The organism is Gordonia sp. (in: high G+C Gram-positive bacteria), assembly GCF_052106715.1.
Lineage (GTDB): Bacteria > Actinomycetota > Actinomycetes > Mycobacteriales > Mycobacteriaceae > Gordonia.
The window spans coordinates 1-14,453 of record NZ_JBQEDL010000004.1 but is presented as its reverse complement, the minus strand read 5'-3'; the positions used below and the strand labels follow the sequence as shown (position 1 = coordinate 14,453).

Here is a 14,453-nt window from a genome sequence, read left to right as displayed (position 1 = left end):
GTAATCTATGTTATATCTCGTGAGGGTCGAATCCTTTCAGAATCGAGATGTAGGACACAATCATCGTTCGCGGCGCGGGTGCGGCGACGGACACGGAGGAGAGTTGGTTATGGCGGGTGGCGGTTCCAATCTGGCGGGTCGGCGAGCCATGGTTACCGGTGGAGGCCGCGGCATCGGCCGGGCGACGGCGGCGGAGTTGATCCGTCGGGGTGCCGATGTAGTCATCGGCGACCTCGATCAGGAAGTGGTCGACGTCGCGGTCGGCGAACTGGGGGGCCGGGCATCGGGGTCCGTCGTCGACGTCGCGGACGCGGAGAGCTTCGCGCGCTTCTATGCGGCTGCGACCGAACGAGGACGGATCGACGTCCTGATCAATAATGCGGGCATCATGCCGATCGGCGGGTTTCTCGAACAGTCTGCTGCGACTCTCCACAAGGCGATCGAGGTCAATCTCGGCGGATGCGTCAACGGTATGCGGACCGTGCTGCCGGACATGGCCGCGCGCGGCACCGGGCACATCGTCAATGTCGCATCGACCGCGGGGAAGACGCCGGTTCCCGGTGGCATGGTCTATTGCGCGACGAAGTCAGGCGTCGTCGCCCTCACTGAGACTGCGCGAGTCGAATTCGCCGACTCCGGCGTCGACTTCACGTGCGTCCTCCCGCACTTCACCAAGACGGAACTGATTGCGGGCACGGCCAAGACTCGCTTCTTTCCGCTCGTCGGGCCTGAGGATGTGGCTCGTGGGGTGGCCGACGCGCTCGAGCGTCCGCGTGCGGACGTCTACGTCCCTTCGGTCATGGGGCCCGTGATGGCGACCCAGCCCCTTCTCGGTCGTCGCCTGCGGGATCGTTTCGGCAAGGCGATAGGCGCTTACGACACGTTCCTGACGTTCGACCCGAAGAGGCGGTCCGCGTACGAGGGTCGGATCGCCGGAAAGTGATCCGTCGATAGCCTGGACCGCGTTATAACAGTCAGTGGTGTAGAACTTCTGTGCTCGGTCGGCCACGCTGGCCTGTGTGCTGAATGCCTACTGTATGCGGACTTCATCAGCCATTTATTCGGTTGAATCTTCGCGCTCAGGGGTGGCATGTCGGTTGCGAAATTATCCGTGGTAAATACTAAACAGTCACTATTGACTGCTACTGAATCGACCCGTACTCTTCGTGTGATGCGCCACATTATCGACCAGATCAGTGAGTGCAACCACACATCGTTACCGGGCAAGGGAGGGGCGGACACATGGTGATGTCCACCGCGAAGTCGTCGGTCCGTCCGCTCATCGGAGCGGTCGGGACCGTCGGAGCGTTCTACGGTACGGCCTGGAAGATCGTGAAGGCCATGCCGAAGCGCCCGTTCCAATGGCGTGAACTCGTCTCACAGGCGTGGTTCATCGCCAGCGTCTCGGTGGTGCCGACCCTGCTCATGTCGATCCCGCTGTGCGTCATGGTCGTGTTCCAGATCAACGTGCTGCTCAACGAGATCGGTGCGATCGACCTCTCCGGCGCGGGTGCGGGCGTTGCGGTGATCCGAGAGATCGGACCGGTCGTGACGGTGCTGGTCGTCGCGGGCGCCGGAGCGACCGCGATCTGCGCAGACCTGGGGTCACGGACGATCCGCGAGGAGATCGATGCCGTCCGAGTCCTGGGAATCGACCCGATCCAGCGCCTCGCGGTCCCCCGCGTCATCGCCTCATGCGTGGTGGCGCTATTCCTGAACGGTCTCGTCACCGCGGTCGGCCTGTGCGGTGGATACCTGTACGCGGTCTACCTCCAGGGGGCGACCCCCGGTCAGTTCGTCGCGGCGATACCGATTCTGACAGGCGTCCCCGATCTTCTGATCGGCGAACTGAAGGCAGGTGTGTTCGGCCTGCTGGCCGGCATCGTCGCCTGCCACCTCGGCTTCAGCGTGGCGGGAGGCCCCAAGAGCGTGGGCGACGCGGTAAACCAGACCGTCGTCTTCAGCTTCGTCCTGTTGTTCCTCGCCAACTCGGTCATCACGACGCTCGCCCTGCACTGACGCTCGCCCCACGGGGCAATACAGCTCTCCGAACAAGCACCGCAGAAATAGAAGGAGACGACCATGGTCGTGATTCAACCGTCGACCGAGCCGTCCAAGCGGCTCGTCGACCGGCGTCCCGACATCGGACGAGTCTCGCGGCCGCTCGAGGCACTCGGCAGGCAGCTCTCGTTCTACGAGCATGCGCTCCGTGCCGTACCGAAGGCGTTCACCCATTACCGACGGGAGATGGTTCGCGTCCTCGCCGAGGTCGCACTCGGGTCTGGTGCGCTCGCCGTGATCGGCGGAACGGTCGTCATCATCGGCTTCCTCACCGCCGCCGCCGGGTACGAAGTGGGCCAGCAGGGTGCCAGTTCTCTCGGCCGAGTCGGAGTCGAGGCGATGTCCGGCTTCATCTCGGCCTTCTTCAACACCCGTGAGGCCATCCCGGTCATCGCGGGTGTCGCCTTGACGGCGACCGTCGGCGCCGGTTTCACCGCGCAGCTCGGCGCCATGCGGGTGAGTGAAGAGATCGACGCACTCGAGGTGATGTCGGTCCAGTCGATGCCGTACCTCGTCTCTACGCGAATCGCCGCAGGCCTGGTCGCCATCATCCCGCTGTTCTCCATCGCACTGTTCACCGGGTACGCGGCGACGAAGATCGTCAGCGTCGTCATGTCGGGACAGTCGCCCGGCACCTACGAGCACTACTTCAATCTGTTCCTGCAACCGAGTGACATCTTGATCTCGCTGGTCAAGGTGGTCGTCATGGCCGTCTCCGTCATGTCGGTGCACTGCTATTACGGATACAACGCCCGCGGTGGTCCCGCCGGTGTCGGGGTAGCCGTCGGTCAGGCCGTTCGCACCTCTCTGATCATCATCATGGTCGTCGACTTCGTCGTCGGAATCGCGTTCTACGGCGGCGTTCACGCAACAGTTCGGGTATCGGGATGACCGGTAGATCGCGTCGCGTGCACCTCGCATATGCGGCGGGTGCGGTCGTCGCCGTCGTCGCCCTCGTCATCGTCGCCCTCGTGTCGTACTCCGGCGGGTTCCAGTCGACGACTCGCGTCTATCTCGACGTCCCCCGAGCGGGGCTGATGATGCAGCCGGGATCGGATGTGAAGGTGTCCGGCGTCGTCGTGGGACGCGTCGTCGACATCCGAGCGCAGGGCGACGGGGCCCGTCTGACCCTCGACGTGCAGTCAGGTGCTGCCGAGCGCATGCCCGTGGATGTGTCCGCGACACTGGAGCCGACGACGATCTTCGGTCGTAAGTTCGTCGAACTCACGGTGCCGACCACGGCATCGTCGGAGAAACTCCACGACGGTGCCGTCATCGACACTCTCCATCGTCCGGTCGAGGTCGACGACACGTTCCGACTGCTACTCGGAGTCCTCGACCACATCGACCCCGCGGATGTCGGTATCACGCTGACCGCCCTCGACAAGGCCACCGCCTCGCGCGGCGACACACTCGGGAAGCTCGTCGAATCCACGAACGACTACCTCGGTTCGATGAACAAGAAGCTGCCGACGTTGCAACGCGACCTCAGGTTGGGTGCAGACAACCTCGAGACGTTCGCGGATCTGACCCCGGATCTGATGAAGATCATCAAGAACGTGAACGTCACGTCGCGGACCGTCGTCGACAAGAAATCCGATCTGGCGACCTTCCTCCTGAGCTTCACTCGATTCGGCAACACCGGGTCCGATTTCACCCGCCGCAGCGGAAAACCACTGGTCGAAGCCTCCGACGCATTGGCGCCCACACTCCTCGGCATCGAGGAGTACGGCGGCACCATGCCGTGCTTCTTCTCCGGTATGAACTACGCGCGCAAGTACTTGGAGCAGGCGTTCGGCGGCAAGGTAGCAGGGCTCAATGTCCTCGGGACACTGCTGCTCGGCAACCCTCCGTACCGACCGGGCACCGACGCGCCGACCAACCACGCGGGACGCGCCGGAGCGAGTTGTTACGGCTACCCGTTCGCGCCGGGCGATCAAGGTGCAGGCCACTTCTCGTTCGACGACGGCAGTCACGCGTACCGGAACGTGCGCACCCCCGACGACGTGATCGGCAATCCGTTCGCCTCCCTGATCTATGGAATGACGCGATGAGCTTCACACGTACCGCCGTCAAACTCGGCGTCTTCATGACCGTCACTGCGGCGATCACGGCAGCACTGTTCGTCGTCGTCGGCGACATCCGGATGGTGCCGTCCCGCCAGTACAGTGCCCAGTTCGGGTCGGCGTCGGGACTCCGGACGGGAGACGACGTCAAGGCCGCCGGAGTCGTCGTCGGCAAGGTCGTCGACGTCCGCATCGCCGACGGCGTCGGCGACGGCTCGGCGCGGATGGGCGCAGAGGTCGATCTCGACGTCGACCGTGAAGTACCGGTGACGACAACGACACGTCTGGCCATCCGCTACAAGAACCTCATCGGCGACAGGTACGTCCAACTGGAGTCCGACCCCGCGAAACCGGGGGCGGCGTTGCCCGCCGACGCGACGATCCCCGTGCGCGACACATCACCCGCACTGGATATGGATGCACTGGTCAACGGATTCAAGCCGCTGCTCCAAGGGGTGGACCCGGACCAGGCGAACAAGCTGACCGCATCGGTCATCGGGGTTCTGAACGGTCGAACCGAGGACGTCGGCACGCTGGTCACCCAGGTAGGGGAGCTCAGCCGGACGATCGCAGACCGTGACGCGACGATCGGGTCGACCGTCACCGACCTCAACGAGGTACTTGCGACGGTCGCCGACCGGGACAAGCAGTTCGGAACCCTCATCGACCAGCTGCAGCATCTCGTCAGCGGGCTGTCCGAGGACCGGCGGACCATCACTCGGGGCCTCGGCCACATCGCGTCGGCGAGCGACGAACTCAGCGATCTGCTCGCCGAGTCACGTCCGAATCTGACCGCCGACATCGACCATCTGCGCGGGCTCGCGGCCAGCCTCAACCGGAACACGTCGACCGTCAACCTGCTGCTGTCCAAGCTTCCGGAGACGTATCGCCTGATCGGCCGCGCGTCGAGCTACGGCAGCTTCGTCAACTTCTTCGTCTGCGGTCTCGCCATCCGCTATCCGACGCTCGACGGCGGACACCAGGACACCCCGATGTTCACTGCCCCCGCAGGAAGGTGCCACTGAGATGAAACCCGACTACTCACCACGGTCGGTCCGTTACGGCCTGGTCGGCACGGTGATCATCGTCGCCGCGGTCCTGATCGCCTTCAACTACCGGTCGATCCCGTTCTGGCCGGGAATCACCACGCTCGTCGCCGAGTTCTCCGACACCGGCGGCATTGACACCGGTGACGACGTGCAGATCGCGGGTGTGCAGGCAGGCGACGTCCGATCGATCGATCTCGCCGACGACCACGTCGAGGTGACCATGCGGCTCACGTCCGGGTGGCGGGACCTCGGCTCGTTGACGACGGCGTCGATCAAGGTCGAGACCGCGCTGGGCAAGCGCTACATCCAGCTCGAGACCGGTGGCGGCGGTGAGCTGCCCGACCGCATCCCGCTCGCCCGGACCACCTCGGGGTTCGACCTCACCGACTCGCTCGAGCAGCTCACCACCGATGTGAATGAGACCAACAAAGCGAGCGCGGTCGATGCCCTCAAATCCCTGACACAGACCGTGGAGGGGCTCCCGGATGGGCTTCGCGACTCGTTGAACGAACTGACCGCCGCGGCAAACACCATCGGTACCCGTGACCAGGGGATCCGCACGCTTCTCGAGCGGGCCGGTTCGGTGAGCGGGGTGCTCGCCTCTCGCGATCAGACGTTGACGACGATGATCGACGACGGTGCGGTGCTGTTCCAGGAACTCAACGACCGGTCCGACACGATCCGCACCGTCCTCACCGGTCTGCGCAGGGTCTCCACCGAGATCTCCGCGCTCGTCGACGACGCTCGTGCGGCGACGCCACCGATGCTGGCCCAACTCAAGCAGGTGATCGCGACGTTGAACGAGAACTACGAGAACATCAATCGGTCCATCACCGGTCTGCGACCGTTCGTCACGCAGCTCGGTGAGGTGGTCGGCAGCGGTCCGTTCTTCTCGGTACTTCTGCACAACATCGCTCCAGCGAACCTCCACGGCCAGCAGCCGGGCAGCCTGGGGGTGGACGATGAGGCTCCGCACGGCGCTGGGCGCCGTCCACCCGACCGCGAAGCTGCTCGCCCTGATCGTCATCGTGTGCCTCATTGCGTGGCCGGCGACGTCGTGGTGGCGCTCGATGCACACCTCGCACGCCACCGTGCAGTTCACCAACACGACGGGCCTGTACGTCGGCGACCCGGTCAAGGTCCGAGGAGTGACGATCGGCACGGTCGACGCGGTCACACCGCGACAAGGGGAAAAGGGCGGACACGGGCAGGGCTACGTCGATGTCGACGTCTCCTACGACGACCACGTCTTCGTCGCATCCGACGCACAGGCGGCGATTGTCGCACCGACTCTGGTGTCCGGCCGATACGTCCAATTCGTCAACCCGCGCACTGAGCCCAGTGACGGTGCGCTCGCCGACCACGCGACGATCGCCCTCGGTCGGACCGCCGTGCCGGTCAGCTACGACGAGATCAAGGATCAGGTCACCGACCTCTCCCGGCAACTCGGCCCGACAGACGGCTCGCACGGCACGCTGTCGTCACTGGTGAACGCGTCGGCCGACAAGTTCGGAGGATCCGGCGCCGCACTGCACCGAGCGATGCAGGCGACCTCCGACGCGATGACCACGCTTGCGGCGGGTGGCCCCGACCTGTTCGGCACCGTACGAAACCTGCAGACGCTGGTGACTGCGCTTCGTGGATCCGACCGTCAGATCGTCGCGTTCGCGAAACAACTGTCGGGAGCCTCCGAGCTGCTCGACGACAACCGAACCGAACTGGATGCCGCGATTCGAGCCGTCGACGACATGGCGCCGACCCTGAAGCAGTTCCTCGACGACAACAAGCAGGCACTCTCCGACGACGTCGTCGGTCTGAACCGGATCACCGGACTGCTGGTCGATCGTCAAGACGACCTCGCCCAGATCCTGCACACCACACCGACGGCGTTGTCGGACCTCTACAACATCTACGACCCCCGGTCGAACTCGCTCACCGGCGCGCTGGCGATCCCCGACTACCCGGACCCGCTGTCGCTGATCTGCGCTCTCCTGACGACGGTGGATGCGCCGCAGGCCGAATGCCAGCGGGCGAGCGGCACATTCGGCCGGGTGTTCGGCCGTGAAGTCGCGGCCCAGGGCAAGAAGGGAGGCCGGTGACATGAGACGCGTCATCTCGCGCGTCGGCGCGATCGTACTGGCACTGTCGATGCTCGCGGCTGTCTGCGCCGGGTGCAGGTTCGACGGCGTCAACTCGCTCGACTTGCCTGGCAACGCGATCGCCGGCGACTCGTATTCGGTGCACGCGCGAATGCAGGACGTCCAGAATCTTGTTCCGAACTCTCTGGTCCGCTACGACAACGTGATCGTCGGCGTCGTGCGACGCATCGCGCTGAAGCAGGGCATCGCCGACGTCGAATTAGATCTGGAATCGGATGTGCGGATCCCGCGGGGCGTCCATGTGTCTCTCACTCAGACGTCTGTTCTCGGGGCGCAGTACCTGGAGATCGTGCCGCCTGCCGAGTCCGACCCGAAGACGCGGCTGCTCGACGGAGACGTCATCGACCTACGGGACACCGATGAGTACCCGTCCACCGAGTCGGTGCTGGCGGCACTGTCGCTCGTGCTCAACGGGTCGGGTCTCGAGCAGCTGCGGTCGATCATGACCGAGCTGAACACCGCCGTCGGCGGTCGTGACGAGAAGGCCAACCAGGCGATCAAACGTCTCACCAAGTTCGTGGGCGGTCTCGACAAACAGCGAGACGACATCGGTCGTGCGATCGATGCGTTGGGCAGACTGAGTGATCGGCTCGCCGCGCAGAAGGACACCATCGCCGAGGGGATAGAGACCATCACGCCCGCCCTCGCCGTACTCAACGAGCAGCGCGAGGACCTCGTCACCATGCTCGACCGGGTCGGCGACTTCGGCCGACGGGCCTCGACGGTGATCGCCGCGAGCAAAGACGACATCGCGTCGTCGGTGGCGTCGCTGAAGCCCGTCCTTGACGGTTTGCAGAAATCGGGCGACGACCTCGCCGGAGGCCTGCTGCTCGGCCTGTCGTTCCCGTGGCCGGTGACCGCCGTCGACAAGGGGCTCCGCGGTGACTACCAGAACCTCTTCTTGACCCTCGATCTGTCGGTCGGAGCGATCCGGAACAAGGTCATCGGATCCATTCCCGGGTTGGAGACACGCAGGCTGTCGCGTCAGGCCGCCGACCCGCTGCGGGTGCCGACCACACATGCTCGAGGGGACCGCCGATGAGACTCGCACCGTTCGTGAAGATCCAGCTCGCGGTGTTCGCGATCCTCGCCATCGTTAGCACGGTGTACGGGCTGGTGTCCTACATCGGCATGGGCAGGATGACCGGTGTCGGCACTTACCGCGTCGTCGCCGAGTTCTCTGACAGCGGAGGCGTGTACGAGTCGGCGCTGGTGACCTACCGCGGTGTGTCCGTCGGACGGGTCGTCGGCGTGGACGTCGACGTGGCGCGAGCCGGTGCGCCGGTGCGGGTCACATTGCAGATGAATTCGGGAACGCCGGTCCCCAAGGCGTCCTCGGCGACGATCAAGAGCGCGTCGGCCGTCGGCGAACAGTTCGTCGACCTGACGCCGGTCGACGGCGCGGGCGGCGACCTCGTCGACGGTGACGTTCTACCGGCGAAGTCCAACCACGTTCCGACGCCGACGCACGCCGTACTCGAGGCGGCCAAAGCATTGGTCGCCGACATCTCGCCGACGAACCTCGACACCGCGCTCGGTGAACTGTCGACGGTGATGGACGCGTCGGGCGAGCGCCTCGCCCGGCTCATCGACTCGTCGCAGAGTCTGCTGCACCTGGCCCAGGTGGACCTCGGCCCGACACTGACGCTCCTCGACGACGCCGAACCCCTTCTGACGGTCGGCAATGAGGTCGCGCCACAGCTGCGGATGAGTGCGCAGAACCTCGCGTCGTTCACCGGGCAGCTTGCGGCCAGCGACGACCCGATCCGCCAGGTTCTGGAGGTGGCGCCGCCCGCGGCCGACTCGGTGAGCGACACACTCGAGGAGCTCACACCGTCGCTGCCGATCCTGCTGTCGAATCTGCAGACGGTCGGTCAGGTGATGCGGGTGAACATTCCACAGATACGCAGCATTCTCACCGTGTACCCCGCGCTCATCGCGGGCGGTGTGAGCTCGCTCCAGGGATTCGATCTCGGCGACAGCCCGCAGGCGCCGCTCGACGTCAAGCTCGGCAACAGTCTCAACCCGCCGCCGTGCACCGAGGGCTACCGCACCGTACGCCGTGACCCGTCCGAGGTCGGGACCGTCGGGGTGCCGCGGGACCAGTACTGCGATGTCAACAAGAACAATCCGAAGGTCGCGCGCGGCGCCCGGAACATCCCGTGTGCCACGGACGCCAGCGTGCGCACCGCGTTCGTCGCCGACTGTCCGAAGGGACTGCCGTCGACGTGGTCCGACATGCTATCCCGACCGGGCGGGGCGTCGTCGACGGAACCACCGCCGACCAAGAAGCGTCGCGCGACGACGGCCTCCCGGCAGGTCCCCTACTCGGACACTACGGGCACGTTCCGGGGGCCGGACGGAGTCACCTACCTACTCGGATCGATCGCAGACGGACACAGTGGAGAGGAGCACCTGACATGGCAGTCATTGTTGATGAAGTAGGGGCTGATGAAACTAGGGCTGACCAAGTAGAAGCCGACGAAGTACGGGCGGACGAAGCAGCGACCCGCAGAACCGAGGCGCAGCGTGCAGCCGGCGACGGCGCGAAGGGCGGCGCGTCGCCGGAGAAGACGCCGCTTCTGCGGCGTGGGGTGACGGTCTCCGTCCTGCTCGGTGCGGTCGCCGTCTTGATCGGTCTCGCCGCGTGGAAGGGCGTCCAGCTCCATACGGCGAACGAGCGAGCCGCCCGAGACGGGACGATCGTGTCCACGACGAAGGATGTCGTAGCAGGACTGGTGAGTCTCGACTACACCCGGACCGACAAGGATCTGGCGCGCGTGCGGGAGAGCTCGACGGGCGCCTTCCTCGGTCAGTTCAATCAGATGGCCGACTCGTTTCAGCAGGTTCTCGGCCAGGGAAAGGTCAAGTCGACCGGCGTCGTGAAAGAGGCAGGCATCGTCTCGGCCGACGACGACTCGGCGACCGTGCTGGCGGCGGTGACGTCGACCGTCTCGAACACCGAGGCCAAGGACGGCCAGCAGCGGGTCTATCGGATGCGTGTCCACCTGACGTTGGACGGAGACAAGTGGCTGGTCGAGAACGTGGAGTTCGTCGATGAGTGAGAACAGGGAGAACAGTATGAGCGTCGCAGTCCTGGTGGAAGAAGAGGTCGACCTCGACGGGGATACCGGAGTCGACGGCACCGTTGACGGGGACGTCGAGACAGGCAAGCCAGCGGAGACGTCCGCCGACGCCGTCGAGACCACGCCGTTGGACGACGAGAGCGAAGACCGGGCATCAAACCGGCCGTCTCGCCTTCGCCGGATCGTCGGCGCGTTGACGGTCCCCGTCCGGCTTCGGCGGTACGTGGCGACGGCGCTCGGTGCGATCGTGGTACTCGGTGTGGTGGGTCTGGCGTTCCTATGGGTCAAGACCGACGATGCGAAAGCCGATGTCGACGCCGGAGGGCAGGCGTTGGCGTCAGTGCGAGTCGCGGTTCCGAAGCTGCTCAGTTACGACCACACGACGATCGACAAGACATTCGGGGCGACCGCGGGGAAATATCTCACCGGGCAGTTCAAGGACGACTATTCCGAGCTCGGCAGCCAGGTGATCGTCCCGGCAGCCAAGAAAGACAAGATCGTCACAGAGGCGACGGTGGTCGACGGCGGAGTGGTCGCGTCCACGTCCGACTCGACGACCCTGCTGTTGTTCGTGAACCAGAAGACGGAGTCGGCCGATCAGCAGGGGACTCGACTGGACGGCAGTCGAGTGCGGGTGGAAGCGCGTCTCGTCGATGGAACGTGGCTTATCGCCGCGTTGACGCCGGTGTAGTCGTTACGCGAGCAACGCCGCGATGACCGAGCGCAGTTCGTCCGGGGTCGGCGACGGCAATCCGTCGTGGGCGTGGATGTAGCCGATGCCCGCGTAGACGAGCAGGCCGGCGGTGAGCCGCGCGCGTTCGGCGTCTATGTCCAGTTCCAGCAGTGCCGCGTAGACGGCGTCGAAGACCTCGTTGTCGATTCGGCGCACCGATTCGGCCACGCGTGGATTGACGCGGGCCCAGTCGCGGATCGCGGTCTCGACGGTCAGGTTCCGCTCGCTCATGAGCATGGTGGCCAGCGCTTCGACCCGGTCTGCGGGCGGCAGCGCGGTGACCTCGCCGAGTCCGGTGAATGTGGCGTCGTGTGTTTCACGCCAGCGTTCGGCCATCGCCTCCCAGAGAGAATCGAGATCGCCGAAATGCCAGTAAAAGCTGCCCTTTGTGACGTCGAGTCGTTCGCACAAGCGGGAGATCTTCACCGACGAGACGCCGTCGGCAGTCAGCAACGCGAGTGCCGCATCGACCCAGTCGGTAGCCGACAGGCGGGGGCCGCGACGTGTCATTGTCATGGATACAACGATACCGTACCTCATGGTATGGTCACGGGTGTGACCACAACATCACCTGACCCCGCCACCGCATCCGCACAGGTCAAGCGTCCGACGCCGATCGCGTTCCCGTACTGGGAGACGATGAAGCGACCGCGAGTGCGTCGCGTCCGGAAGCTCGCCAAGAGCCTCACCGGCAAGGACGTCTTCCCGACGACCGAGCAGATCGAGGCGTTCTGTGGTGACATGTACAACTCCGACCCGGTGGCCGAACGGTTCGTCGACGAGGTGTTCCTCGGCGCGATCGGGCAAGAGGTCGGCCGTGCGATGCTCAAGAAAGCGCTCGATCACGGGCTCGGCAGTATCGAGGACCCGCCCGAGGCGATGGTCGAACTGTTCCATGAGTTCGAGGACGTCCCCGAATGGGTCGATCCGGAACTCGTCGAGGCCGGCGCACAGGTGTGGCGGCGCTGGGGCACATTCCTGTTCAGCGTCGCGGGCGGCGAGACTCTCGAGATGTACACCGAAGCCGCTGTCGCGACACCGCTGTCACTGGCCGGCGGATATGCCGGAGACAACGCGCTCCGCCGATTCCTCGAGACGGCGAAGTTCTGGATCGACGTCTCTGCACCGGGTGCGCTCCTCACGCCGGGAAGCCAGGGCCGTGCGACCGCGATGATGGTGCGCGTCATGCACGTGTTCGTCCGGCGCGGCGTCGCCACGCATCCCGAATGGGACGAGTCGCGGTGGGGATACCCGATCAGTCAGGCGTACCAGCTGTTGACGCTCTCGGGCGGCAGCGTCGTGCCCGCACTCGCGCTGTGGGGCGTCGGCGTGCAGACCACACCCAAGGAGATCAACGCGCTCATCCACTTCCAGCGCTACATGGGGTACCTGCTCGGAATCCGCAACACCTGGTATCCGGAGACCGTCGCGGACACGCTTCGACTGCTCGCACTGGTGTCGTTCACGCGCAGTCACGATGCGGGAACCCACGGAGCAGAGCTCATCGAGTCGTTTCCGAGGGCGTTCGCTCCGCGTGAGGGGCACACCGGTCTCCAGCGTCTGCGCGAGCAGTACAACGGGATGATCTACGCGGCGTACTCGCGGCTGTTCATGATCCCGACCACGTACGCCCGCTACGACATGCCGAACGCCCTCCCCGGACTCGCCTGGATCGCCCTGCGCTTTCCGCTCGTCTTCGCGATCGAGACGTTGCGACGGATCCCGCCCGTCGGCCGCGTCCACGAGAAGTGGATGGTCGCGCACCGGGAGAACTGGTATCGGGCGCAGATGGCCGACCGTGAGGCCGAGTTCGATGCGTCGGGTGCGCTCCGTCGCTGACCGGGTCTCAACCCGGTGTGGAGTTTCCTCCGGGCGTGGCGCAACGCAACACGCCGAGGATCGCGCAAGTCGTTGCTGGGGAATTGTGTAACCCGCCATGACCTGCTGGTTTGCGGTGACTACTAGGTGAATTCCCCAAAACATCCACAGCGGGGTGCACATGACGTCCAGAGGTTTTCGTCGTTGTCCACATTGCATCAACAGTGTTATCCACAGGGGTGGTTTGATGCGGAGGTTGCGTAGCCCTAACCTCTGGGAAGGTTTCAGTTCGTCAATGGGCGGCTGAACGGGATGGGAACAACGGTCTTGGCGGGCCGACGACGATCGACTGCACGGGGGAGGCGCGGGTGACGGCATTGGAGGAACAGGGGCCACCGCCGGACCAGCCCGGTGCCCCGCCGCGGGAGGACTACGGTCGTCAGCCCCCGCAGGATCTTCAAGCCGAGCAGTCGGTGCTCGGTGGCATGCTGCTGTCCAAAGACGCCGTCGCCGACGTTCTCGAACGGGTCCGCCCCGGTGACTTCTACAAGCCTGCGCACCAGGCCGTGTACGACGCGATCCTCGAGCTGTACGGGCGCGGTGAACCTGCAGACGCGGTGACCGTCGCCGCCGAGCTCGAACGGCGCGGCGACCTGCGTAAGGTCGGCGGAGCCCCCTACATCCACACACTGATCTCGACGGTGCCGACCGCGGCCAATGCCGGCTACTACGCGGAGATCGTGGGCGAAAAGGCAATTCTGCGACGTCTTGTCGAGGCGGGTACCCGTATCGTCCAGTACGGGTACGCGGGCGACGGCGGTCAGGACGTGGCCGAGGTCGTCGACCGTGCGCAGGCCGAGGTGTACGAGGTGACCGAGCGGCGAACGGCCGAAGACTACATCGTCTTGGAAGAGCTGTTGCAGCCGACGCTCGACGAGCTGGACTCGATCGCGTCGCGCGGTGGTCTGTCGCTCGGCGTGCCGACCGGGTTCGCCGACTTCGACAAGCTGACAAACGGTCTGCACCCCGGGCAGATGATTATCGTCGCTGCGCGCCCCGGCATGGGCAAGGCGCTGGCGCTCGACACTCCGCTGCCCACGCCGACCGGGTTTACGACGATGGGCAAGGTCGCCGTCGGCGACTGCCTGTTCGGTGCGGACGGTCGGCCGACGAAGGTCGTCGCCGCCACCGAGGTGATGACGCACCGTCCTTGCTTCGAGGTGGAGTTCGACGATGGGTCGTCGTTGATCGCTGACCAGCAGCACCAGTGGATCGCCGAGATCGACGGCCGTCGTGAGGTGCTCACGACCGATGCGCTGCAGCGGTATGCCGGTCGCGCAACCGTGCAGAACTCCGAGCCGATCCAGTTGCCGTACCGGCCGCTCGCGTACGGGCCGTACACGGTCGGCGCGTTGGCCGGGATGGCGTACGACGATCCGGAGATCGCACTGCGGATCGAGGCCGAAGGGCCGGTCGACGTG

At 65.3% G+C, this 14,453-nt stretch carries 13 protein-coding genes and 1 pseudogene; 13 read left to right on the top strand and 1 reads right to left on the bottom strand.

The window, feature by feature from the left end; all coding sequences use genetic code 11:
* Positions 1-109: 109 nt before the first annotated feature.
* The 11 genes and pseudogenes from ACTIMF_RS03045 (at position 110) to ACTIMF_RS02995 (ending at position 11,112) form a co-directional block, all read left to right on the top strand.
* Positions 110-943 carry an SDR family oxidoreductase gene (locus tag ACTIMF_RS03045; RefSeq protein ID WP_442348801.1) on the top strand — a complete coding sequence of 278 codons (834 nt, stop codon included), beginning with the start codon at positions 110-112 and terminating at the stop codon, positions 941-943.
* Between the two features lie 299 nt (positions 944-1,242).
* Positions 1,243-2,019 carry an MlaE family ABC transporter permease gene (locus ACTIMF_RS03040; protein WP_442348800.1) on the top strand — a complete coding sequence of 259 codons (777 nt, stop codon included), beginning with the start codon at positions 1,243-1,245 and terminating at the stop codon, positions 2,017-2,019.
* 63 nt (positions 2,020-2,082) lie between these two features.
* Positions 2,083-2,952 (top strand): MlaE family ABC transporter permease, encoded by an 870-nt coding sequence (locus ACTIMF_RS03035; RefSeq protein ID WP_442348799.1) that lies wholly within the window; start codon positions 2,083-2,085, stop codon positions 2,950-2,952.
* Positions 2,949-4,115, top strand: a complete 1,167-nt coding sequence (locus ACTIMF_RS03030; RefSeq protein ID WP_442348798.1) for an MCE family protein — start codon at positions 2,949-2,951, stop codon at positions 4,113-4,115. The genes ACTIMF_RS03035 and ACTIMF_RS03030 overlap by 4 nt, the downstream gene beginning before the upstream one ends.
* Positions 4,112-5,152, top strand: coding sequence for an MCE family protein (locus ACTIMF_RS03025; RefSeq protein WP_442348797.1), 1,041 nt, complete (start codon positions 4,112-4,114; stop codon positions 5,150-5,152). The genes ACTIMF_RS03030 and ACTIMF_RS03025 overlap by 4 nt, the downstream gene beginning before the upstream one ends.
* A gap of 1 nt (position 5,153) precedes the next feature.
* Positions 5,154-5,969: pseudogene (locus tag ACTIMF_RS03020) on the top strand (MCE family protein); the annotation flags it as partial.
* 169 nt (positions 5,970-6,138) lie between these two features.
* Positions 6,139-7,275 (top strand): MCE family protein, encoded by a 1,137-nt coding sequence (locus ACTIMF_RS03015; protein ID WP_442348796.1) that lies wholly within the window; start codon positions 6,139-6,141, stop codon positions 7,273-7,275.
* A 1-nt stretch (position 7,276) separates the two neighbouring features.
* Positions 7,277-8,377, top strand: a complete 1,101-nt coding sequence (locus ACTIMF_RS03010) for an MCE family protein (RefSeq protein WP_442348795.1) — start codon at positions 7,277-7,279, stop codon at positions 8,375-8,377.
* Positions 8,374-9,780: an MCE family protein gene (locus ACTIMF_RS03005; RefSeq protein ID WP_442348794.1), complete on the top strand. Its 1,407-nt coding sequence runs from the start codon at positions 8,374-8,376 to the stop codon at positions 9,778-9,780. The genes ACTIMF_RS03010 and ACTIMF_RS03005 overlap by 4 nt, the downstream gene beginning before the upstream one ends.
* The gene (locus ACTIMF_RS03000) at positions 9,756-10,400 is read left to right on the top strand and encodes a hypothetical protein (RefSeq protein ID WP_442348793.1); all 645 of its coding nucleotides are present in this window, start codon (positions 9,756-9,758) and stop codon (positions 10,398-10,400) included. The genes ACTIMF_RS03005 and ACTIMF_RS03000 overlap by 25 nt, the downstream gene beginning before the upstream one ends.
* A 16-nt stretch (positions 10,401-10,416) precedes the next feature.
* Positions 10,417-11,112, top strand: coding sequence for a hypothetical protein (locus ACTIMF_RS02995; protein WP_442348792.1), 696 nt, complete (start codon positions 10,417-10,419; stop codon positions 11,110-11,112).
* Between the two features lie 3 nt (positions 11,113-11,115).
* On the opposite strand, the gene ACTIMF_RS02990 is transcribed toward ACTIMF_RS02995, so the two are convergent.
* Positions 11,116-11,670, bottom strand: a complete 555-nt coding sequence (locus ACTIMF_RS02990; RefSeq protein WP_442348791.1) for a TetR/AcrR family transcriptional regulator — start codon at positions 11,668-11,670, stop codon at positions 11,116-11,118.
* A 123-nt stretch (positions 11,671-11,793) separates the two neighbouring features.
* On the opposite strand from ACTIMF_RS02990, the gene ACTIMF_RS02985 reads away from it, so the two are divergent.
* Together ACTIMF_RS02985 and ACTIMF_RS02980 are read left to right on the top strand one after the other, a co-directional pair.
* Entirely contained in the window at positions 11,794-12,993 is a 1,200-nt protein-coding gene (locus ACTIMF_RS02985; protein ID WP_442348937.1) for an oxygenase MpaB family protein, read from the top strand.
* A 347-nt stretch (positions 12,994-13,340) separates the two neighbouring features.
* Positions 13,341-14,453: DnaB-like helicase N-terminal domain-containing protein (locus ACTIMF_RS02980; RefSeq protein ID WP_442348790.1), on the top strand; the 1,113-nt coding region annotated here is incomplete at its 3' end.